Here is a 23,151-nt window from a genome sequence, read left to right as displayed (position 1 = left end):
GATCCCGAGTACGCCCATCCTGTTTTTAATTCAGATCAAAACGGCCTGGCACTGTTGCTGTACTTCTCCAGGTACTTCAAACGTTGTGACGGTTGAAGGTTAGCCAGGCTGATATCACCGGCGTAATGATTGAGTACCCGATGGTCCATGCGGCGTCGCCACAAGTACGGCACATAGGCCCAGACAATCATGCTCGCGTAGCCATAAGGCAGTTGCGGCGACTCATCAAAGTGGCGCAACGACTGATAACTACGGGTGGGGTTAGCATGGTGATCGGAATGACGCTGCAGTTGGAACAGAAAGATATTGGTCACGATCCGATTGCTGTTCCACGAGTGCCGTGGCGAGCAACGCTCATAACGGCCGTTGGGCAACTTCTGGCGTTTAAGCCCGTAGTGCTCCACGTAGTTGACCACTTCCAGTAACGAGAACCCATAAATGCCCTGGATGATCAGGAACGGAATCACTGACGCCCCCAACCAGGCAATCATTGCGCCCCACAACACCACGCTGTACATCCAGGCGCTGAGCACGGCGTTCTTCCAGTGCAACGCCGGCAGGCCGAGTTTGCGCAGGCGTTCGCGCTCCAAGTTCCAGGCCGAGACGGCGCTGAACCACACCGAGCGCGGCAGGAACGCCCAGAAGCTTTCACCCAGGCGCGAGCTGGCCGGGTCTTCCGGCGTGGCCACGCGCACGTGGTGGCCACGGTTGTGTTCGGTGTAGAAGTGCCCGTAGAAGGTCGGCGCCAACGTAACTTTGGCCAGGAACACTTCCAGCGCCTTGGGCTTGTGCCCCAGCTCGTGGGCGGTGTTGATCGCAATGCCGGTGGCGGCACCGGTGGACATCGCCATGCCCAGGTAAGTGAACCAGGTGATTTCGCCGTGCAACTCGGTGCGTGCGGTCATAAACGCGGCGGTTTTGGCCAGCCAGCTGGATGGTTCGAGGGTGGCGGTGGCGTTGAGCAGGCCGCCGTTGATGATCCAGTCGATACCGCCGGCAGCCAGCCAGCCGGTGATCACCACGGAGGCGATCACAAACAGCACGCCGGTGTAGACGATCCAACGGTAATAGCTTTGCGATTCAAGGTTGCTGACGGCAGATTCGGGTGGGTTGCTGACGTCTTCGCCGAGCAGGCCGTCGATCAAGGGGATGAAACCAAAGATCACCAGTACGCCAACCCACCACAGTTGCTGCACGCCGGTGGTAATGGCCAGCGCGCCGGAAAGCAATGGGGTTGCCAGGGGCATGATGCCCAGCCACCAAAGGTGACGTTTGCCGTCGGCCCAGACGGTCGGAGTTACCAGAGTCTGATTCATGGCAGCCTCCGAACGAGACAGATTGGAGATGCGATAAAAGGCGTTTTTTTCATTATTTTATTCGCTCTTAGGCATTTCAAAAATCGTTTCAAATTTCACATTGAAATAATTTTTTTAAATAAATAGCGCGGAATCGTTAGGTCGTCAACTAGTTTCTCGAAGGCTTTTTGACGTGACCGGGCAGTCTCTTTTTCAGCCATCTGGTCAGGTGTCTAAAGCAGGCATCGACGCCGTTGAACCGCGAGTCGGGTAGCACAATTATTTACTCGCCAGGGCAAACGGCGGGTGCAACACGGTGGCACTTTCTACCGGCCTGACGCGCTTGGCGACCTGCTCCACCACCGCCACCACGCGCTCTGTGGCGGTGATCGGCAACATATGCCCACGGCCCTCCACCACCTGCAGCTTCAGCCCAGGCACCTTGCTGGCCAGGGCCTGGCCGTGCTTCTGGAAGTCCAGCACCTGGTCGCGCGCGCCATAGATCAGGCCGATCGGCAGGGTCAGTTGCGGGTAGCGCTTGACCATGTCCGGCAGGTGATCGTTGACCGTGTTGATCTCGGTGGAGGCGGCGTAGAAGTTGGTTGGGCGCATACCCAGCAACCCGCCACCGCGCGTGGCGAAGTCCGCCGGCGCGGCATCAGGGGCGAACACGCCCTTCACGACCGAACCTTTGGTCAGCAGGCCAACGGGCATGGTCAGCGTGTGTGACACCCAGCGCCGCAACCACGCCGGGCGCACCGCCAGGGACAGGAACACCAGCGGCAGCAGGCGCTGGGGATGGGTCAGCGGCGCCACCAAGATCAACCCGGACACCGCGTGGGGATGGTCAAGCGCCAGCGCTAAAGCAAGCGCCCCGCCGAGGGAATGCCCCAGCACCAGCGGTTTATCCAGGTCCAGGGTCTTGATAAACGCAGCGATTTGCCGAGCCTGGCCCGGCAGGTCTGCCGCCGTGCCGTTGTGGCGCGTGGAATAGCCCGACCCCGGACGATCCAGCGTGATCACCCGAAAATGCTCACGCAACTGGCCGGACAAGGCATACGTCAAGTTGCGACTGCTGCCCATCAGCCCGTGAATCATCACCAGCGGCGGGCCCTTGCCTTCCTCTACATAATGAAAGCGCTCGCCATCGACCTCGACAAAACGCCCGTTGATCGGCACACGGGCTTCTATGCGCCGTGTCATCCAGGCACTGAAGCCCCATAACACCACGCTCGCCCCCACCAATACGCCCGCAGCGACAACCCATTCAACCGCCATAGCTCGGCCCTCTGCTTCCCTGCTGCTGGCGACCCGACCGGTATTGATCAAGGCCTCAGCCATCGTCCACACCTTGGACCTAAACTTCATGCAACCCGTGCTCGTCCGTCGGACAAGTCGCACATGAGGAACAAGGTCCTAGCGTAGGCGATATTTTCAGGTAGATTATTTAAAATCTTTTTTAAAATAATTAATTCATTTTTCCTTTGCAATGGTGTTCTATCTAAAAGACAAAACAAAAACAGGAGCACATCTGATGCCCAAGAGGGACAACTCATGAATGCCCACAGCGACTCAATCGACATCGCCATCATCGGTTCAGGGTTTGCCGGCCTGTGCATGGCGATCAAACTCAAGGAAGCCGGGCTCACCGACTTCTTTGTCGCCGAACAGGCCGCCACCCTCGGCGGCACCTGGCGCGACAACCATTACCCGGGTTGCGCTTGCGATGTGCAGTCCCACGTGTACTCGTTTTCGTTTGCACCAAACCCGGACTGGACCCGCCAGTTCGCGCCCCAGGCAGAGATCCGCGCGTACCTGGAGCAATGCGCACAGCGTTTCGAGCTGGCGCCCTACCTGCGTTTCGGCATGGGCCTGCAACGAGCAGTGTTTGATGAGCAGCAGCAACGCTGGCAATTGAGCTTCAGCGATGGCCGCCAAGTCAGCGCGCGGGTGCTGGTGTCGGGCATGGGCGGCTTGTCGCGCCCGGCGCTGCCGGATATTCCTGGGCTGGACAGCTTCAAGGGCAAAAGCTTCCACTCCCAGCACTGGGATCATGACTATTCATTGAAAGGCAAACGCGTGGCGGTGATCGGCACCGGCGCCAGCGCTATCCAGTTCGTACCGCAGATCGCGCCGCAGGTGGCGCACCTGGACCTGTTCCAGCGCACGCCGCCGTGGATCATGCCCAAGCCCGACCGCAAGATTTCGCGCCTTGAGCGCTGGGCCTTCAAGCACCTGCCCTTCACCCAGCGCCTGGTGCGCGGGGCGTTTTATTGGGCGCTGGAAGGCCGCGTGGTCGGCTTTGCCCTGCACCCACGGCTGATGAAGATGGTGCAGAAAATCGCCCTGCGGCACCTGCGCAAACAAGTGGCGCGCCCTTCCCTGCGTAAAACCCTGACGCCGGACTACACCATCGGCTGTAAGCGCGTGCTGATCTCCAATGACTATTACCCGGCGTTGTCACGCAGCAATGTCGAGGTGGTGACCGACAAGGTGCTGCGCATCGAAGCTGACGGTGTGATCACCGCCGACGGCATCAAGCACCCGGCCGACTGCCTGATTTTCGGCACCGGGTTCCAGGCCACCGACCCGCTGCCCCGCGATTGCATCATCGGCCGCGACGGCATCGACCTGATGGATGCCTGGCGCGATGGCGCCCACGCCTACAAAGGCACCACGGTGCCGGGCTATCCGAACCTGTTCCTGATTGTCGGGCCGAACACCGGCCTTGGGCATAACTCGATGATTCTGATGATCGAAGCCCAAGTCACCTACATCCTCGATGCCATTGAGCACATGCAGCGCCAACGCATCGCCACCGTGGACGTCAAACCCGCCGTGGAGCTGGCCTACAACCAGCAGTTGCAAGCCAAGCTCAAGCGCACCATCTGGAGCACCGGCGGTTGCCAGAGCTGGTACCTCGACCCGCGCACCGGCAAAAACACCACCCTGTGGCCCGGCTCGACCTGGCGCTTCAAGCAGGTCACGCGGCACTTCGCCCTCAAGGACTACCTCGCCCACCCACTGCCTGCGCCGACACCTCGCGCGGTTCCGGCGCCCCACTCCACCGCAGAAGGCAGCCTGTCATGAAGTCATTCAACGGCCGCGTAGCGGCCATCACCGGCGCGGCGTCCGGCATGGGTCGCGCACTGGCACTGGCGCTCGCCCGCGAAGGTTGCCACCTGGCCCTGGCGGACAAGAACAGCCAAGGGCTGGAACAGACCTTGGCGCTGATCAAGACCTCGACGCTGGCGCCGGTAACGATCACCACCCAGGTGCTGGATGTGTCCGACCGCCAGGCCATGCAGGATTGGGCGGCACGCTGCGTGGCGGATCACGGCCAGGTCAACCTGATCTTCAACAACGCCGGCGTGGCGCTGTCGAGCACCGTCGAAGGCGTGGACTATGCCGACCTCGAGTGGATCGTCGGCATCAATTTCTGGGGCGTGGTGCATGGCACCAAGGCGTTCTTGCCGCACCTCAAAGCCAGCGGCGACGGCCATGTGATCAACACCTCCAGCGTGTTCGGCCTGTTCGCCCAGCCTGGCATGAGCGGCTACAACGCGACCAAATTTGCGGTGCGCGGCTTTACCGAATCCCTGCGCCAGGAACTCGACCTGCAACGCTGCGGGGTGTCCGCCACCTGCGTGCACCCCGGCGGTATTCGCACCGATATCTGCCGCAGCAGCCGTATCGACGCGAACATGACCGGCTTTCTGATCCACAGCGAGCAACAGGCCCGCGCCGACTTCGAAAAGCTCTTCATCACCGACGCCGACCGCGCCGCCAAGGTCATCCTGCAAGGCGTGCGCAACAACAAACGCCGCGTGCTGATCGGCCGCGATGCGTATTTTCTCGACCTGCTCGCCCGCTGCCTGCCCGCCGCTTATCAAGCCCTGGTGGTGTTCGCCAGCAAGCGCATGGCGCCCAAACAGCGCACGCCGGTGTTTGAAACCAACGACGAACCTCGTCTCTAAACAGGAGCACGTACGATGCTACCCATCCGTCGCGATATCCGTTTTGCCTTGCCTGCCGAGCGCATCAAGGACTGGCATGAACAAGGCCCGTTCATCACGCACTTCTTCAACGCGTTGTCGCTGCTGTTTCCCCAGGGCGAGCTGTTTTTCATGGACAGCGTGCGCCACTACCGCGATCGCATCGACGACCCTGAGCTTAAAAAAGAGATCCAGGGGTTTATCGGCCAGGAAGCCATGCACAGCCGCGAACACGTGGCCTACAACGATCATTTGCAAGCCGCGGGCCTGCCGGCGCACACCCTGGACCGACGCCTGAAATTCATCCTCGACCTGCAGAAAAAACACCTGCCGCCCTCGTTCAACCTGGCGGTCACCATCGCGCTTGAGCACTACACGGCGATGCTCGCGGAAATCCTGCTGAGTGACCCTTCGCGTTTTGGCCAATCACTCAAAGGCTACCAGCAGATGTGGCACTGGCACGCCCTGGAAGAAACCGAACACAAAGCCGTGGCGTTTGACGTGTGGAACACGGTGATCAAGCCGGGGCCTGGGCGCTACCTGTTGCGCACCGGCACCATGCTCGTCACCAGCGTATTCTTCTGGCTGGTGGTACTGGATTTCCACCTGCGCCTGCTGATTGCCGACCGCAAGGCTGGCGGGCACGTGAAGGGCTTCTGGCGCATGCTCAAGTTTCTGTACGGCCCCAAGGGCGTGTTCCCGCGCATGCTGCGGCCGTGGCTGCACTACTTCAAACCGGGCTTTCACCCCTGGGACCACGACAACCGCGCGCGCTTGGCGGGGATCGATCGGTTAGTCGAAGAGATCGAACAGACCCAGCGCGAATACGCGGCGCAGCCGGGTTAAACCTGAGCAGCCGCGCGTTCGCGCACAAAGCGCTGCAACTGATCGCCGGGCAGTGCCTTGCTGAAAAACCAGCCCTGAATGAACAGCTCAGTGCCGGTATTCAAAAACGCCAACTGCTCGGCGGTCTCTACGCCTTCGACCACCACGCCCAGGTTCAGCGCCTCGCAGAAACGCAGCATGCCGGTCAGCACCTGGGCGCCCTTAGGGTCGCGCTGGGCCACCACGAAGCTGCGGTCGATCTTGATGAAATCCACCGGAAACTGGTGCAGATAACTCAAGGCGGAAAACCCGGTGCCGAAGTCGTCGATATACACCTTGGCGCCAATGGCCTGGAGTTTCTGGATGGTCTGGCGCGTGGCCTGGACATCGCCGACCAGCGCGTCTTCGGTGATTTCCACCGACACCTGGCCATGGGCCTGGGCGAGGATCTCCACCAGGCGATCCGCGTAGGCAGCGTCCGTCAGCGTGGCGCTGGAAACATTGATGGTCATCGGCAAAGCAAAGCCCCCCTTGCGCCACTTTTGGTACTGGCGCACCGCCTGGGACGCCACCCACACATCCACGTCCGGCATCAACCGCGCCTGGGCCAACCACTGCAGGAACTCCCAAGGTGAATGCACCGTGCCCTGGCTGTCCCGCGCGCGCATCAGGGCCTCGCACCCCGTGCACAGGCCGGTGCGGGTAGAGATTTGCGGTTGAAATTCGAGGTAGAACTCGTAGTCGCTGATCTGCTGGATGCGGCTCAGCGCCACGGCCTGTTGGGCCAGGATCTTGTGCGACGCCAACACCGCGTCCAGCGCCAACAGGCGGCCTTTCTCTTCGAGGCCACGGAAGGTCATGTCCAGCGATTTAAGGTAAACCGTGCCGCCCTCGCTGGACTGGCGGTGAATCGCGCGTACGTACGGCGCGTACACCAGCGTGCCGAGGCCCAATAGCGCGACTTGCAGCACCACTGCCGCCACATCGCCATGGGTGCTGAGGTAGGCATTGAGCAGCACCGGCGCGGTAAACGGCACACTGGCCACCGCCGGTGAGACCCAGCCCAGTTGCACCACCGCCAACGCCACCATGGTGTTAAGCGCCGGCACCAGCAAAAACGGGATGAACAGACGCGGGTTAAGGATGATCGGCAACCCAAACAACAGCACTTCGCTGACGTTGAACAACGACAGCGGCAGACTGGCCATCGCCAGCAAACGCATGGACTGGCTTTTAGAGCACAGCAGGATCGCCACCAGCAGGCACAACGCCCCGCCGGAGCCACCGATAAACGCGAAACTGCCCAGCAAGCCACTGTTGAGCAGGTACTTGATCGGTTCACCGGCCGCCAAGGCCGCACCGTTAAGCACCACCGCCTGGTCGAGTACATCGAACAACGGCTGCATGGCGTACACACCGTGAATGCCGAAAAACCACAGCAGCGAATTCATCAAGGTCACAAACAAGCCGCTGCCATACGGCGTTTGCAAGGCGTCGAGCACCTGCGGGCCTTGCAGTTGCGCCACATAAGGGATTTGCAGCAGCAACGACAGAATGACCACCAGCAACAAGGCGGTGATGGCGCCGGGCACCACCATATTGATGGTGCCGCGCAGGTTGTGGCCGACCAGGTCCTCGTTGACCAGACGCGTCCACCGAAACCGATGCAGCCAGGCAATCGCCGGCACATTGAGCAGCGGCGAGGCGATGGCGATAAACAATACAAAGGTGGCCGAAGCGCGCGGGTAATCACGCAACACAAACGTGGCGACCACCACATGGGCCAGGCACAAAAACGCGACGGGCAATTGGGGCAGGCGGTGCTGGATCGCCAACATATAACCAATCGAGGCAGCGACCAGCAGCGGGATCACTGAGCTGATTTGGTTGTGCAGCCCAGACAGAAAGGCCACCACCTGCGGATCGACCCCCAGCACCCTGGCGCATTCGGAAAGGATCAGGAACCCGGCCGACACCAGCAGGCACGGCAAAATCCACAACAAGCCTTCACGGATGGCACGCAACGATTCGGTGCTGGCCAAGGCAGCCAGACGTTGCGTGAGGAAAAGTTTGAACAGCGTTTGCGCCATGCTCCGTCCCTCTGTTCCTCTGCCCATCGCTCTGTGCCTCTGCGCCCATGGTAGGCAAGCCCGAAAACCCTGGTTAACGCTACACGCCCTGATAGCCTGCGCGAAAGGTTTTTACCGGCTCGTCAGTAATTATTTAGAATTGATTTTGCCCGTTGATGCTTGTCGGTTACCGAGTGTTAGCCCATCCTTTGCCGCGTGACTCTCGAACGGACCCGAGCTCAGGCCTTGCTCCGTGTGCATTCTGCGACACCAAGGAGCTTGGCGATGCGCCCCATCCTGCCCCTCATGAGCTGCGCGCTGCTGGTTTTTTCGAGCTGCGCCGTCAACGCCGGCGTTGAGCAATTTCCCGACGCCCAAGCCAGTGACCCCGCCCGCCTCAAGTGGATGGTCGGCGCCCCGCCGCCGCCGGACAAAACCCTGCGTTTTGAAGATGGCAGCTACTTTCGTTTCCCGGCCTTGCGCTGGAGTGTGGCGAACTTCCGTCAGCTGATGCCGACCGTCAATGTGTCGCGGGGGCTCGGTGCTGCATCGGCGCTGCCGCAGCGTATTGACCCGCGCATCGAAGCGCTGCCCATAGTGCCCATCGGCGCCGACCAACCGCTGACCTGGCGCCAGACGCTGGAGGCCACCTACACCGACGGTATCGTGGTGTTGCACCGAGGGGCCGTGGTGTATGAGCGCTACTTCGGGGTACTCAAGGAAGACGGGCAACATGCGGCCATGTCCGTGACCAAATCAGTAGTCGGCACACTGGGCGCGATGCTGGTGGCCGACGGCACCCTCGATGCGGGTAAAAAGATCGCCGACTATGTGCCCGAACTGGCCCAGTCCGCATTCGGCAGCGCCACGCTGCGGCGGGTATTGGACATGACCACCGGCCTTGACTACAGCGAAGACTACGCCGACCCCAACGCCGGGATCTGGGCGTACCTCCAAGCCGGTAATCCGCTGCCCAAGCCCAAGGACTACATGGGGCCGCGCAACTACTTCGAGTTCCTGCAAACCGTCAAGCCACGCGGCGAACATGGTCATGCGTTCAGCTACAAAACCGTGACCACCGACGTGCTCGGCTGGGTGATCGCCCGCGCTACCGGGCGCAATGTTGCACAGTTGCTCAGTGAACGCATCTGGAGCCGGCTGGGCAGTGAGCAGGACGCGTATTTCAGCGTCGACTCCATCGGCACACCCTTCGCCGGTGGCGGCTTGAACGCAGGCCTGCGGGACATGGCGCGCTTCGCTGAAATGTTGCGCAATAACGGCCGCGTCAACGGCGAGCAAATCGTCCCCGACAGCGTGGTGAAAGACATTCGCCAAGGCGGCGACAAGCACGCGTTTGCCCAGGCCGGTTACAGCCAATTGAAAGGTTGGAGCTATCGCAACATGTGGTGGGTAACCCACAACCCGGATGGCGCGTTCATGGCCCGTGGCGTGCATGGCCAAAGTGTTTACATCGACCCGGCGGCCGAAATGGTGATTGTGCGCTTCGCCTCCCACCCGGTTGCGGCCAATGCCGCGAATGACGGGGTGACGTTGCCGGCGTATGAGGCAATCGCGCGCTACTTGATTGCAAACCCAGGGGCATGACCCCATTGAGTCAATTCACTTAAACGGGAGCAAGCCCTTGTCAGAACCCGGTGATAATCACCAACGTGCCCTGGATCGGTTCTTAAGCGAACATCCGGATGTGGCCACGCAGCTCGATACCCTCAACCCCTTGGCCGCGCAGGCCAAGGGTGAAACCCAGGCGCAGTATCGTGCCGAACGCCTGCACGAAGCCTTCGAGGCCGAGGCTGAGCACCAGGGCCTGTTTGCCTGGGAGCTGACCCTCAAGTTGACGGCCGAGACCCCCGAAGCCTTCGAGGCCCAACGCCTGGAAGTGCACAAGGAAGTTGCGCAGATGGCGGGGTTGAGCTGGGCTGAATACTGTCAACTGCATGGCTTGGCTGGGTGAGTTATTGCCTACAAGTACCAGGGACGTCGTGTGTACCCCATCACCTCGCGCAATTGAGCAACGGTGATGGTTCGGCGTTCGGGGTCAACTGCCAAGGCGGTGCGTAACGCAGGCCAGCAATGCCTGGGTAGGTGCCGAGGCCGCGTGAGTCGTTGCGTAAGCTGACGCTCGCCAAGGCGTTTCCCGTTGGCCAGTTCGTACACGATGCACGCCACGCCATAGAGGTCGGCGGCCGCGGTCAATTCATCGCCGGCGAGTAATTCCGGCGCTGCGTAAGCGCGTGTCCAGGCAGTGAAACGGTTGCGACTCAAGCTCGGCAAACCTGCCGCCACCTGTGCTTGGGCATGCCCCAAACCAAAATCGAACAAGCGCACACCCTCTTCGCTCACCATGACGTTGGCGGGCTTGATATCGCCATGCAGTACATTTTGCTGATGGGTGTAAACCAGCGCATCGAGCAACTGTAGCGCCATCGGTTGTAATTGCGGCCAGGTCAAGCCGCTGGGCCACTGCGGCAACAGTCGATCCAGGGTGACGCCGTGCATCAACTCCATGGTGAAAAAAGCGCACCGGCCAGGGGTGTCCACCTCGAACGAAAACACCCTTACCACGCCTTCATGGCGCAGGCTGCGGGTCATGGCGAACTCGCTGTACAGCAGCACATGCGCATCCGGGCATTCGGAAAACGTTTCGCCCAGCAGCTTGAGTGCCACGCTTGCGCTGGGCTCGCCAAATTGCTCGTGCAACAGATCTCGGGCGCGATACACCACACCCATTCCGCCCCGGCCCAACTCGCGTTCAAGGTGATAGCGCCCAGCGAGCAAACGGGGTGGGGCCGATACCTCACTCATGGCTGCACAACCACTGCGGTCAAATCGTCACGCGCCGGTGTAAGCAACACCGCCGTAAATAATTGGTCCACCATTTGTTGCGGCGTCCCCGCGCTTAACGCCCGACCCAACTCCCCATGGCTGAGTGCCTGATACAGGCCATCGCTGCACAAAAGAAACACATCCCCTGGCTGGGTGCCGAGCTCCAGCACTTCAAGCTGCAACGACGCACAGGCCCCGATAGCACGGGTCAACGCTCGCGCATCAGGGTGTGCCTGGGCTTGGTCCACACTCATTTGACGCTCAGTCATGAGGCGCTGAAGCAGCGAGTGGTCCCTCGACAACTGGTAGAGGCGCTGCCCGCGCCACAGGTAGCAACGACTGTCGCCTGCCCACACACACGCCGCACGCCCCTCCTCAAGCAGCAACGCCACAACGGTGCTGCCCATAGTTGCAGCGGAACGGGTGCCGACACTCTCCAACCGCTGGTTCACAGCTTGCAGCCGTTGCCGAGCCGCGTTGACACGTTGGTCGAGGGAACCCTGGGCTTTCAACGCGGCAAGACTGCTGATCACCCACTGACTGGCCACATCGCCGTCCCGGTGCCCACCCATGCCGTCCGCCACCGCCCAGCAGCCCTGCTGCGGGCAGTCGAGGAAGGCATCTTCGTTACGCGACCTGGTCTTGCCCCGCTGCGTACGCCCGGCACTGTGAACCTGCATGGGCATCACAGTTGCTCCGGCAGGCGAAAGGTGCGCCACGCCTCCATGTCAAACGGGCTGGGAGTACGTGGGCTCGTGAGCAGGTAATTGGCGCGCAAACCGGCAAGGTCCGCCTTGTAGAGCTGCGCATTTCGCCCGCTCGCAGGCTCTTTCTGCAACAAGTCGAAAAACCTGAAGAGCGACCAGGCCCCGGTATTTTTCTCGATGCCCAATGGCCGTTGCTCGGTCCCTCTTTCCACAACCAGGCTGGTACGGCCATTGTCTGCATCCGTGGGCCAATCAAACGCCATAGGCACGATCGGGCCATGCCGATACTCCAGCTGCCTCTCGCCAAAGCGCAGGGTCGCGCGGCTGACCGATTGATCCAGGCTGTAGGGCGCCAAGGTGAACCGAACCGACAACCCACTGTGCTCCTCGTTGAAAAACGCGCGGCGGATAACCTCGGCTTTCGTCAATTGGTCCAGCAACGAACGCGATATTGGCAAGCTAATGCCATCCAGGCCACGCAGCCGGTACCGGTTGCCGTCGGCGCTGATGAAAGGCCGCAGATAGCCGTCATAAAAACCCGCCATCACCCCATTGGGCTTGAAGAATTCCTGGAAATCGTTGACAGCCACCTCACTGGCGGCGTGGGCACTGAAGGGATAACGCTCGCGAATCGCCTTGGCGTAGAGGCCGTGCACCTCGTTTTGATAGCGCTGGTTGATGTGCACATAGGCGCCTTCCAACAGGTGGCGCCAACTGTCGTCAGCCATCCCCTCAAACCAACCGGCGAGTGGCAGCGGTAGACGTGCAGCAGCGTCACGCAGGTCGCCCAAGGCATCCTGTTGCCCCTCCATACGCCGCTTTACCCGTTTGAACGCGGCCTGCTCAGGTGAACTCTCGCGGTTCAGCGCCGCCAGTTGCAGGTGCAATTCGTCGAGCAAACGCAGCGCCCGGGTCAACTCGACACCCGGGTTCTGCTGCTCATCGAGCAACTGGTGCAACGGCTCAAAACGCCGTTGCAACGCACGTCGGGCAGAGTCAGGCACGGCCGCCACCCACCCATCGGCTACCGCCGCCTGGGCGAGCACGCCTGATTCGCTCGCCTTCGCGGCCGCCTTGCCCAAAAGCTCTGGGGCGGGCAGTAGGCGCGTATTTTCACGCAGTAGCAGCAAAAGCTGCATCAATGGCGACTGTGCCGATGTGAGGCTCGCCAGTTGTTCGGCATCTTGCTTGAGGCTGTCAGTCGGTTGCAGCCTGACTCGCCCGAGGGCGCTGCTCCAGGCATCGGCATACTCACTGAAATAGCGCTGCTGGAGCTCAATCATCAGCCGACGCAAATCCATGACACTCAGGTCAGTGCCCTCGCCCAACACCCAGTTATCCTGCGCGATGGCATTCACCAGCCTGGGGCCTTGTGCCTCGAAGTACTGCACGTAACGCTTTGTATAAAAGCCCGGAATCGGTGGATCAACAGCGGTGAATACCTTGCCCTCGGCAAGACGCAGGGGTTCCAGGTTGCGCGACTGCTCGCGCAGCACGCGGTAAACCACATCCGCCAATGACTCACCGCGCAGTTTTTCACGCGCTGTCGCCACCAGCGTTTCATCAAGCGGCGTTGCAAACGGCTGTTCAAGCAGCCGTGCCAAGTGTTGATTCAAGCGTGTTTGCGTCGACGTATCACCCTCATAACGCGCCGACCAGTGATCTGCCATTCGCTGCGCCAGCCACTCGGTGTCGCGGCGCTCACGCAGGTTGAGCATCAGGTAGGCACGTAGGCTTTCCAGCAGCCGTTCACGATCACCCAGGTTTGCACGCACTTGCTCCTCGAGCTGTGCCGTTATCTGAGCCAGTAACGGCTGTAGCAGCGCCCGCTCATAAGCGCGGGCCAGCAATGGCCGGCTGGCCTCACCTTGATACAGGCCGGCGCGCTCGGTAAACGGGACATCGTTGACCGGTGGAAACACCTGCGTCGCGGCCAAGCGAGCATCCAACAGTGCCAGGGTCTGGTCGGCATCCAACGAGGCGAGCGACGGGTGTTCAGCGAATGCCTCCAGCTGTGCCAAGCGCTGTTGGTTGACTGAATAACTGTGGGTCCACAACCATCCGGCCCCACCGATCACACAGGCCATGGCTAAGGCCTGCAACCCTTGGCGCCAACGAATGCGCCGCTGCTCCTGGGTCTGCAAGCCGGCAAGGTCGGCTTCGGCAAAGATCACACGACTGAACAAGCCTTGGATAAAGTGGCTGCGCCTGTCGCCGGCACAGGTCAGATAGAACCCGCGCAAACCATTGATACGCTGGTAACGATGCGCGGAAAAAGCCGATTCGACGAACTGGCACAAACGCTCGCCAAGCTGAGCGGCGTGCTGGGGAAAATCCAGCATACGCCCACGGCGCTCGACGCTGCGTTCCTGATGCAATCGCATCACCAGCTCAGCATTCACACCTTGCAGCAGTGTCTCGAAGGACTGGCGCACTTGTGTGATCTCAATGCCCACCGTCCCAGTGTCGAAGAACTGACCGAGCACGCTTTCGGCATCCTCTCCCGGGGACGCATCAAAGAACTCGGCGAACCCTGAGACCCGGTCAGCCTGAGTCAACACCAGATAGATCGGTACATCCACATGCAATGTCTGCTGGACTTCCTGCAAGCGGGAATGCACATCCCGGGCATGCAGGTCCAGATCGTGTTCATTGCGGCTCAACAGCGTGTCCACCGATACCGTCACCACCACACCGTTGAGTGGGCGTGCCCGACGGCGTGACCTGAGCAGGCTCAACAACACCGACCAACCTGCGGCATCCACCGCATTGTCGGGTTGCGTCAGGTAGCGCCCCGGGGTATCGATGAGTACACCTTCGTCAGCGAAATACCACTGGCAATGAGCAGTGCCGTGCGTCGGCATCGCCTCACCTTGAGCCAGCGGCGACTGCAAGCCGGCTGCCGCCAATAGATGCGTCTTGCCGCTGCCCTGTTCGCCGATCAACAAATACCAGGGCAAGTCATTGCGCCAACGCTCGTTGCGCCCTGCGTAACGACGCGTGGTTTTCAGCCTTTGGACTGCCTCCTTGAAACGACCGCGTACGTGTTTCTGCTCGTCTTCCACCCAGCCCACTGGCTGATGGTGAACGTGGCTGTCAGGGCTCTTGAGCCCTGCCGCACGGTGTCCACCTGCGACGACCATCGCCAGCCCCCACAGCAGAAACAGCACACTGATGGTGACCAGCCGATCAGCCGGGTCTTGCCAGAACCGGTAATCATCCACTGCCAACAGCGGCCCCAAAAACCACACCAACACTGCACAGGCGAGCACCAGTAACAGGCTCCAGACCCAAATCCTGCACAGCACGGTGCCCGCGCCCTTGAAGAATGCGTTCATTCATTGCTCCCAGCGTTTACAAGGGCGTCTGAGTCAGTGTCGACGCCGAAGGTTGAAAGAGTTGCAGCGCGTTCGTAGCCTGTTGGCTCAACGTCCAGGCAAACCCTGCATACATCGCCAGCACACAGGCCAAGGTGAGAACCGCGACCCAGGTGGCAGAAATGACGCGCAGTCGCGTACGTCGCGTTTGCCTGGCTGCGGGCGCCACGCGTTGCGAGGGCGGCTCACCCCGCACCTGCCGTATCTGCCGATACAAGGCGTCGCGTACGCTTTCAAGTTGCGACGCGCCTCGTTCCATGATGCGGTACTTGCCTTCAAAGCCGATGGACAGGCACAGGTACATCAGCTCCAGCATCGCCAAGTGCTTGACCGGGTCGCGTGACAGTCGCTCCAATAGCTGGAAGACCTTCTCCCCGCCGAAGGTTTCGTTGTGAAAACGACTCAACAGGCTCATCCTCGACCAGTCGCTACGAGTGCCCCACGCGGTGGTCACCACGGCTTCATCCACCACGCTGCATAACACGTAGCGTGCCGAGATAACCTGGCTGTTCTCGACACCGCACTGCAATGCGCGGGTTTCAAATTGCGTGACCGCCGATGACAGGCGGTCGTTGATCGCGCCCAGCCCTTCGCGACCGGTGCAGCCCTTGAGCTGAACCACCTGCGACAGTAACGCCGAGGCCGCCGCTACGAGGGGGTTGAGACCGATCTTGAAGCTGCGCGTATCCTGTACGCGGGCGGCATAGATCATCCGGTCTTCCAACTGCTCAAAGCGCGGCGGCGTAGGGAAGTCCGTTACCGGCCCCTGGCTCGGGCCACGGCCCTCATGGTCGAGCAATACGGTTTTTTCATCCTGCGGATATTCACTGTCCATAGCATTCAGTTCCTGATGGCCCAGAAGTTGAGTTCAAGCGCTGAAAATTCACCGCCCACATGGAAGGCGAAACCACCCGACTGCTCCAACTGAGTGATATCGCGGGCACTCAGGTCGAGCATGAAATAGGTTTTGGCGGCATGGAACGGAATCTGTCGCGGCGCCACCGGTAGCGGTTTGACCTTGATACCCGTCAGGTGCAGGTTGACCAGCTCGCGTATGCGTTCCACCGGCCCAACCTTCAAATGCGCCGGCAAGCGATGGCGCAACGCCTCCGAATCACACTGTGCAGTGGCCGCAAGAATGAAGGTTGCGCTGCCCAGTAGCTTCAGATCGCTCACCGGGCATACCAACACCCCGTATTGGCGCTGCTGCAGGCTCAACTCGATGGCGTGTTGCTCCAGCACCATCGACAGCACGTCACGCACGCCCACCATCAGCGCACGAAAACTTTCAGCCTGGTCGCCATGCCGGTAACGCACCTCCAGGTGCGCTCGCTTGCTGTCGCTGGCGAACGTGGAGAGCTCACCAAACATTGCCAGCAGCGCTCGGAACAACGCTTCCGGGCGGACCTGGGCCTGGCTCAGGTAGTGACGTAGTTCCAGCTCAGTACGGTTGATCAACTGCAACATCAGGAAGTCTGCGACTTCCGAGCCTGCGGCCGTCCCCTCACCGCGAATACGCGCCGCGATGGCATCTCCACGGTTGGCAAGCAGGCTGATCACCTCCTTGAGGCATGACGACACATAGCCATTACCCTGAAGAAAAATGAACGTTGGCGTGAAGTCCGCGTCAAGGCTCACGCCGCCTTCATCGGTGGCCCCCACGACTTGCGCAACCTTGAGTTTGACCAAGCCCTGGTCAGCGGGCGGGTCGCCCAATACAAGACGCAGGTCAGGACGCGCGCAACTGATGCGGCAACGGGTATCGACACCCGCATTTGAATCACCCACCTCGATATCACAGGCCAGGTAGCGTGCCAGGACATCGATCTGCTGCTGCCCGCGAACCTCGACCTGATTACCGGTGGCCAACGGCAACGCCAAGTAAATCGCTTGCTTGCCTGAATTCGCTGGCACTTGCAGAACCAAGGGTTCCATTGCCCCGCTCAGCTCGAACAGGCTGCCGTCCGGCAAAACGCCAGAGGCCTGGTTGACCACCACCTTGCCAAAATTGAGGTACTGCAAGTCAACCTCAAGCGTAAGGAAGCCCCAGGCGTCACTGGCGAGCAAACGGGTTTGATTGAGCTGTTGCTGGTAATAACGGTCGTTGTGCTGCAGATGCTGAGGCCTTAACAACATGCCTTCCTGCCAAACAACTTTATGAACGTGCATATCACTCTGCCTCGCTGTCTGGCGTGGGGGACGCGAGGCGAATGCCGGTCTGGTCCAGCACGAGGTCGGCCAGGGTCAACTGCTGGGGCGTCACAGGTAAAACCCAACGCCATTGAACATGGGGCAAATCTCGATAAGCCGCCAGCACGCCTACAAAGCGCGTTTGAGGTTCGAGCCTGAGCTTGAGCGCCAGGCGTTCACCCGGGCGCAGCTCAAGTTCCTCGCTGCCCAGCCAGTCCCTGGGCAGTGCTTGTTCAGCATTGCTGTACAGGCTGAAGAAGTCGGCATTCTCAAAGGCCACGGGATGGCGCAACTCAAGCAGGTGTACCACCACCGGCGAAGGTCGACCGTGCAGGTCGGGGTTGACGTGATCACCGGCGGTCAGCGCCACGTCCAATTTGGTTAACGTAGAGAACGGCGATACTGCGCTGCAGCCGGCCAACAGGCCGAGCAGGAGCAGCATTGACGCAAGGGTCACTCGATACATAACTCTCATCCTGGATAATCGACGTGCAGCGTTGAAATCAAGCGAACCTGCTCTTCGTAGGCTTTGGCGAAGTCGCCGCCTGACAAGTCATCGTTGAAAGGCTCATCCTCGATCAAGCGCTGGTAGTGACGCTGATACGCTCGCCAGTGCCCACCGTCGGTGGAAAACCGCGGCCGCTTAGCCTGGTAGTCGAAGCACATCAGCAAATGCCCCGGCGCAAAGGCGCTACGTGTGTTGCGCAGCGCACTGCGACAGGCGGCCATCAATGCAACCTGATGGGCCTGCAAATCCCGGTAAACATGGGTAATGGCCTGTTCGGCAGGCAAATAATCGGATTCCCCCGGCCCTAGCAGCGCCGCCAATGCAGCAGGGGTGTCGACGTGCGCCTTCAAGGGGTTGCGGTGCTTGTGCTGGGCGTCGACAAGCGGCACGCCTAGCTCACGCTTAAGCTCTTCACAGGTATGCAGACTTTGTTGCAACCCCTCGACGCCCATGCGAAGCAGGCGCGCCACCTTGATCGCCAAGGCTTCTCGGGCGTCGCCGTCCAGCGTGTCCAGGCGCATGCCCAGGGCTGCCGCGAACTGTTCCCAAAAGGCCTCATTGGCAGGCATCGACGGCGTGACGCAAGGCATCGAAGATGTTTGCACAACGGGTTCGGCCCGTCGGGCTATCGTCAGGTGGTCTCTGCTGGCCGCGTTGTGCTCCGGCCACGTTCCAGGCACGTCAATACCCTCCTCCAATGCCGCCAACTCCGGCGAGCGAGTCTGGCGCTGATGCTCCAAATCGAGCGATTGAATGGGGTCCAACGCCAGGAATGCGTCATCGGGGATCGTTGCACACGTGACATCGTAGGGCTCATCACGAGACGGCGCGTGCGTGATCAAACGCGCACGTATCGCAAACGGTCCCAGCTCAAATACCTCGCCATCACCGATCAATCGCGCCTGCCCTTTGCGCAGACGCTCGGCACTGCCTGCCACACCGATGCCGTTAGTGCTGATGTCGGTCAAAAAGTACCGACCTTCGCGGTAAGCGACCAACCCATGGTGGCTGGAAAGCAGGCGATTGGCATCCGCAATCACCCAGTCACAACCCGCCCCGCGGCCAATCACGCCACCGCCCTCGTCGAACATTTTGCGCGCCGATGCTGCAGGGTTAACGCCCTCGGCATCACAGACCTCGAATATGAGTTGCATGTCTGGCTCCCCTATTTACTGGCCACGGGTGACCATCTTCGGCTCACCCAGCGGACGGTAGTCGGCATCATCAAAAACATAGTTGGCGCTACAACCACTCAGCAAACACAACACAAGCACAACGGCTCGCCACGGACGATCAGTCATCAGGTTTCTCCCACAGAGATAAGGTCGTCGGGCCAGATTTGACGCAGGCGACGGTCATGCATAGCGATACTCAAGTGCACCCTTCAGCACTCCTCCTTGGCATCACCAAAAGGAATGTTCAAGCGGGCCAGACGGTAGAGCAGCGTGCGACGAGCCACCCCCAACTCACGTGCAGTGCGGGTCCGATTGCCACGGTTCTTGTGCAAGCAATCAATCAGAAACACCCGCTCCACCCGTTCCATACGTTGGCGCAGGGTCACATCGACTGCCGCAGGCACAGCCGGGGCCAGTGGTAGCGATAGGTGCACGGGCAGAATCATATCGTCGTCACACAGCAGGACTGCTCGCTCCACCAGGCACTTGAGTTCGCGCACATTGCCGGGAAAGTCGTGGCTCGAGAGTTGATCAAGTGCAATATTGGACCAGTCAACAGGCGCCCTCCCGAGGGACACGCAAGCCTTGTCGGCGAAGTGCCGCGCCAGTTGCAGCACATCGCCGTCCCGCTCACGTAAAGCGGGCAATGGGATCGGGAACTGTGCGAGCCGGTAATAGAGGTCTTCACGAAAACTACCCGCTGCCACCATCGCAGCCAGGTCGCGGTGGGTCGCAGCGATGATGCGCACGTCAACCTTGTGGGCGGTACTGGCGCCCAGCGGGCGCACCTCGCCTTCCTGCAATACCCGCAGTAACTTGGCTTGCAGTGAAAGGGGCATATCGCCAATTTCATCCAGCAGCAACGTACCGCCATCGGCGGCATCGAATAGCCCCGTATAGTTGCGCTCGGCGCCGGTGAATGCACCTTTGCGGTAGCCAAACAGCTCGCTCTCCAGCAAGCCTTCCGGGAACGCGGCGCAATTTTGCACCACAAACGCCTTGGCACTGCGCGGGCCGGCGGCGTGAATGGCGCGTGCCACGACTTCCTTGCCGGTGCCGGTCTCGCCTCGCAACAGCACGGTGTACGGGGTATGCAGCACCTTGCCGATCAAGTGGCAGGTCTTCTCAATCGCCGCGCTGTTACCGATCAAGCCATACGCCCCCGTTATCGGCGCACCGCGCTCTGACCGTGCGGCGCCCGGCACAGGTTGCACGCGCCGCAACAGGCGTAACTGGTTTAAGGCAAAGCTGCCCAGTTGACCCAACGAGACTGCGTAGCCTTGCAACGGCACCGAGTGCCAACTGGCACACAGCAATACGCCGGTGATCTGCTTGCTGTGGTTAAACAGTGGCACCGCCAGCACCGAACGCCAAGGCGCCTGCGCCACCGGCAGAAAACCGCTGTCAAAGGGGCTGCTCTCCAGGTCATCAAGGCTGAGCGTGCAGCGCTTATTGAGAACGTAGTGCATCAGTTGTTGTTTTTGCCATTCGCGGGTTGCAGTCAGGTCGGTGCAGGGTATCGGGCCCGGTAACTGCTCGGCGATCAGATCAAGTCGCCCCGTTACCTCATCATGCAGGTACAACTGGCTGAGTTCACACCCGCTCAGTTGCGCGGCGCCCGCGACACAGCGTCTAGGTAAGGCTGTTTCATCTGTGCCTTGGCCCAAGCCCATGAAGCAGCTCAGCAAGGTGTCGGCATAGGCCAGAGGATCGGGCAGATCGGTAAACAGGCGGTCGGTCATCATCTGAACTCGCAAGTCGGTTGGCCGTTGCCATCCAGTCGCGCATGGACCAAGGACAATGACTCGCCCATGCTCGTGGCGCAGAGAAGACGATCCACCATCGGTGGCAACAAATACCGCTCGATCCATTGATCGATGTAGCGCGCGCCGCTGTCACCGTGCTCACACCGCTCGGTCATATGCGCAATCAGCTCGGGCGAGTAAGTGAAGGCGAGCTTGCGTCGCTGCAGCCGCTCACCGAGGCTTGCAAGCTTGAGCCTTGCAACGTCGTGCAGCACTTGCCCTGCAATCGGGTAGTACGGCACGACCCGCATCCGGGCCAACAGTGCGGGCTTGAAGTGCGCGCGCAGTACGGGGTGAATCGCATCCTGCAGCGCCTGGGCATCCGGTTGCCGGCCGCCGGCACACAGCGCGCTGATGCAATCGCTGCCCAGGTTGGAAGTCATCAGCAGCAACGTGTTGCGAAAATCAATTTCGCGCCCCTCGCCATCATTGGCGCGGCCCTTGTCAAAGACCTGGTAAAACAGATTCAACACTTCCGGATCAGCTTTTTCGACTTCGTCGAGCAGCACTACCGAATAGGGCCGCTGGCGCACGGCTTCGGTCAGCACGCCGCCCTCGCCGTAACCGATGTAGCCCGGCGGCGCACCGATCAATCGGGACACGGCATGCTTTTCCTGGTATTCCGACATGTTGATGGTGGTGATAAACCGCTCACCACCGTACAAAAGGTCTGCCAGCGCCAGCGCGGTTTGCGTCTTGCCTACACCACTTGGGCCCACCAGTAGAAAAACCCCCACCGGCGCGTCCGGCTTGTTGAGGCCTGCCGCAACAGCGCGCAGCCCGCGGTCAAGGGCCTGCACCGCGTGCTCTTGCCCAAGGATGCGTGCGCGCAGGGCATCGGCGAAGCCCAAGACTTTTTCGTTGGGTTCAAGCGTCAGTTGTTCGAGCGGTATGCCGGTCCAGGTGCTGATGACCTGAGCCACCACGCGCGGGCACACCTCAAGGGTGCGCGGTGCTTGCCCGCTCTGTTGTTCCAGCGCCTGGCGCTCGTGCTCGATGGTTTCCAAACGCAGGCCCAGCGCCTGCAAAGCCTGCGCATCAACCGCTATGCCCATGCTGGCATCTCGACTTAATGCCTGCTGGTGCCGGCCGCCTTCTGCCTGTTGCGCGCAGATGTTCTGCAACGCCTCAGGTGGCATGGCCTGGCGTGTACGCACCCAGGCGCAAGCAGTGTCCAGCACATCCACGGCCTTATCGGGCAACTGGCGCCCCGCGAGGTAGCGAGCGCTCATATGCGCCGCCGCAACGACCGCATCGTCGCGTACGTAGACCCCATGGCTCGCCTCATACACCGGGACCAGACCGCGCAGAATCGACGCCGCTTGCTCAACACTCGGTTCGCCGACCAGTACCGGCTGGAAACGCCGCGCCAATGCCGGGTCTTTTTCGATGTATTGCTTGTACTCCGACCACGTAGTGGCCGCGATGGTGCGCAGCCCTCCCCGTGCCAACGCCGGCTTAAGCAAGTTAGCCGCGTCGGAACCGCCCGCCTGACCTCCCGCGCCGACCAAGGTATGGGCTTCGTCGATAAACAGGATGACCGGCTGCGGCGCGGCATTGACCTCATCGATCACGCCTTTGAGGCGCCGTTCAAACTCACCCTTGAGGCTGGCACCCGCTTGCAGCAGCCCCATATCCAGAGTCAGCACGCGAACATGCCTGAGCGCTTCGGGTACCTGCGAAGCGACGATTTTCAGGGCAAGGCCTTCGACAATCGCGGTTTTCCCCACCCCCGCCTCGCCGACCAGAATCGGGTTGTTCTTGCGGCGCCGCATAAGGATGTCAATCAGCTGACGGATTTCACTGTCTCGACACAGCACCGGATCAATCAACCCTTCGCGGGCTTGGTTAGTGAGGTCGTGAGTAAAGCGCTGCAGCAACGATTCGGGTGCTATTGGCTGGGTCTCAAGTGCTTGGCTCGCGAGGAAATCACGCACACGCCCGGCATCCAGACGGCTCAACACACCGTGATAACCCCTGCCGGAATCATTGAGCGAATGCCGCAACAGCGCCAGCAACAGTGCAGCGTGATCGACAAAGGGTTGCTCCAGTTCACGCTGGGCGACCCTCCGCGCTTGCTGCAACCAGTGAACCAGCGCCTGGGCGAAGACTGGACTGGCGCAGGCACTCTGCTCACTTCTGGGCTGCAATGTGGCTTGCAACTCGCTCATCTGCACACCGGCGTCTGCCAGCGCCTTGGCCAACAGCCCGTCGGGATGTTCAAGCAACGCCAGAAGCAAATCTTCCACCAGTACTTCACGGCCACCGCGCGTCACACAACGCTCAGAAGCGCGCTCCAGGTCTTGCCGTGCCTGGGCCGTCAATGTGCGTATAAGGTGTTGCAGGTCCACATTCATCATG

Annotated in this window: 18 protein-coding genes; 5 read left to right on the top strand and 13 right to left on the bottom strand. The window is 60.8% G+C overall.

Annotated features, from left to right (window positions below):
* Window positions 1-35: 35 nt before the first annotated feature.
* Together K0P33_RS14465 and K0P33_RS14460 are read right to left on the bottom strand one after the other, a co-directional pair.
* Window positions 36-1,316 (bottom strand): alkane 1-monooxygenase, encoded by a 1,281-nt coding sequence (locus tag K0P33_RS14465; protein ID WP_094951961.1) that lies wholly within the window; start codon window positions 1,314-1,316, stop codon window positions 36-38.
* A 258-nt stretch (window positions 1,317-1,574) separates the two neighbouring features.
* On the bottom strand, window positions 1,575-2,573 hold the full coding sequence (locus K0P33_RS14460; protein WP_094951983.1) for an alpha/beta hydrolase: 999 nt from the start codon (window positions 2,571-2,573) through the stop codon (window positions 1,575-1,577).
* A 276-nt stretch (window positions 2,574-2,849) separates the two neighbouring features.
* Here K0P33_RS14460 and K0P33_RS14455 point away from each other — a divergent pair, with 276 nt between their 5' ends.
* Genes K0P33_RS14455 through K0P33_RS14445 form a run of 3 tightly spaced genes read left to right on the top strand, consistent with a single transcriptional unit; the run spans window position 2,850 to window position 6,136 of the window.
* Window positions 2,850-4,385, top strand: coding sequence for an NAD(P)/FAD-dependent oxidoreductase (locus tag K0P33_RS14455; protein WP_094951962.1), 1,536 nt, complete (start codon window positions 2,850-2,852; stop codon window positions 4,383-4,385).
* Window positions 4,382-5,272 carry an SDR family NAD(P)-dependent oxidoreductase gene (locus K0P33_RS14450; protein ID WP_242155848.1) on the top strand — a complete coding sequence of 297 codons (891 nt, stop codon included), beginning with the start codon at window positions 4,382-4,384 and terminating at the stop codon, window positions 5,270-5,272. The genes K0P33_RS14455 and K0P33_RS14450 overlap by 4 nt, the downstream gene beginning before the upstream one ends.
* A gap of 15 nt (window positions 5,273-5,287) precedes the next feature.
* A complete protein-coding gene (locus tag K0P33_RS14445) occupies window positions 5,288-6,136 on the top strand; it encodes a metal-dependent hydrolase (protein WP_094951964.1) in 849 nt (282 codons plus the stop codon).
* On the opposite strand, the gene K0P33_RS14440 is transcribed toward K0P33_RS14445, so the two are convergent.
* Window positions 6,133-8,205, bottom strand: coding sequence for an EAL domain-containing protein (locus K0P33_RS14440; protein ID WP_242155847.1), 2,073 nt, complete (start codon window positions 8,203-8,205; stop codon window positions 6,133-6,135). The genes K0P33_RS14445 and K0P33_RS14440 overlap by 4 nt on opposite strands.
* Before the next feature lie 285 nt (window positions 8,206-8,490).
* On the opposite strand from K0P33_RS14440, the gene K0P33_RS14435 reads away from it, so the two are divergent.
* Both K0P33_RS14435 and K0P33_RS14430 read left to right on the top strand, forming a co-directional pair.
* Window positions 8,491-9,789, top strand: coding sequence for a serine hydrolase (locus K0P33_RS14435; protein ID WP_242156047.1), 1,299 nt, complete (start codon window positions 8,491-8,493; stop codon window positions 9,787-9,789).
* A 37-nt stretch (window positions 9,790-9,826) separates the two neighbouring features.
* On the top strand, window positions 9,827-10,156 hold the full coding sequence (locus K0P33_RS14430; protein WP_242155846.1) for a DUF6388 family protein: 330 nt from the start codon (window positions 9,827-9,829) through the stop codon (window positions 10,154-10,156).
* 8 nt (window positions 10,157-10,164) lie between these two features.
* Here K0P33_RS14430 and K0P33_RS14425 read toward each other — a convergent pair whose 3' ends face one another.
* The 10 genes from K0P33_RS14425 to K0P33_RS14380 form a co-directional block, all read right to left on the bottom strand.
* Complete coding sequence (locus K0P33_RS14425) at window positions 10,165-11,007, bottom strand: serine/threonine-protein kinase (protein ID WP_094951968.1); 843 nt, start codon at window positions 11,005-11,007, stop codon at window positions 10,165-10,167.
* On the bottom strand, window positions 11,004-11,714 hold the full coding sequence (locus K0P33_RS14420; RefSeq protein WP_094951969.1) for a PP2C family serine/threonine-protein phosphatase: 711 nt from the start codon (window positions 11,712-11,714) through the stop codon (window positions 11,004-11,006). The genes K0P33_RS14425 and K0P33_RS14420 overlap by 4 nt, the downstream gene beginning before the upstream one ends.
* Window positions 11,714-15,073, bottom strand: coding sequence for a type VI secretion system membrane subunit TssM (gene tssM, locus K0P33_RS14415; RefSeq protein ID WP_242155845.1), 3,360 nt, complete (start codon window positions 15,071-15,073; stop codon window positions 11,714-11,716). The genes K0P33_RS14420 and tssM overlap by 1 nt, the downstream gene beginning before the upstream one ends.
* Window positions 15,074-15,089: 16 nt before the next feature.
* Window positions 15,090-15,947, bottom strand: a complete 858-nt coding sequence (icmH, locus tag K0P33_RS14410; protein WP_094951971.1) for a type IVB secretion system protein IcmH/DotU — start codon at window positions 15,945-15,947, stop codon at window positions 15,090-15,092.
* A gap of 5 nt (window positions 15,948-15,952) precedes the next feature.
* Entirely contained in the window at window positions 15,953-17,281 is a 1,329-nt protein-coding gene (tssK, locus tag K0P33_RS14405) for a type VI secretion system baseplate subunit TssK (protein WP_242155844.1), read from the bottom strand.
* A gap of 1 nt (window position 17,282) precedes the next feature.
* Window positions 17,283-17,768, bottom strand: a complete 486-nt coding sequence (tssJ, locus tag K0P33_RS14400) for a type VI secretion system lipoprotein TssJ (RefSeq protein ID WP_094951973.1) — start codon at window positions 17,766-17,768, stop codon at window positions 17,283-17,285.
* Between the two features lie 5 nt (window positions 17,769-17,773).
* Complete coding sequence (gene tagH, locus K0P33_RS14395) at window positions 17,774-18,964, bottom strand: type VI secretion system-associated FHA domain protein TagH (RefSeq protein ID WP_242155843.1); 1,191 nt, start codon at window positions 18,962-18,964, stop codon at window positions 17,774-17,776.
* A gap of 15 nt (window positions 18,965-18,979) precedes the next feature.
* Window positions 18,980-19,111, bottom strand: coding sequence for a type VI secretion protein (locus K0P33_RS14390; protein WP_094951975.1), 132 nt, complete (start codon window positions 19,109-19,111; stop codon window positions 18,980-18,982).
* Window positions 19,112-19,194: 83 nt separating this feature from the next.
* Entirely contained in the window at window positions 19,195-20,727 is a 1,533-nt protein-coding gene (locus tag K0P33_RS14385; RefSeq protein ID WP_242156046.1) for a sigma 54-interacting transcriptional regulator, read from the bottom strand.
* Window positions 20,727-23,150, bottom strand: a complete 2,424-nt coding sequence (locus K0P33_RS14380; protein WP_242156045.1) for an AAA family ATPase — start codon at window positions 23,148-23,150, stop codon at window positions 20,727-20,729. Before K0P33_RS14380 ends, K0P33_RS14385 begins: the two co-directional genes overlap by 1 nt.
* Between the last annotated feature and the right edge of the window lies 1 nt (window position 23,151).

This window comes from Pseudomonas sp. ArH3a, assembly GCF_022648765.1.
Lineage (GTDB): Bacteria > Pseudomonadota > Gammaproteobacteria > Pseudomonadales > Pseudomonadaceae > Aquipseudomonas.
The sequence above is the reverse complement of the archived record's forward strand: the minus strand, read 5'-3'. Positions and strand labels throughout refer to the sequence as shown.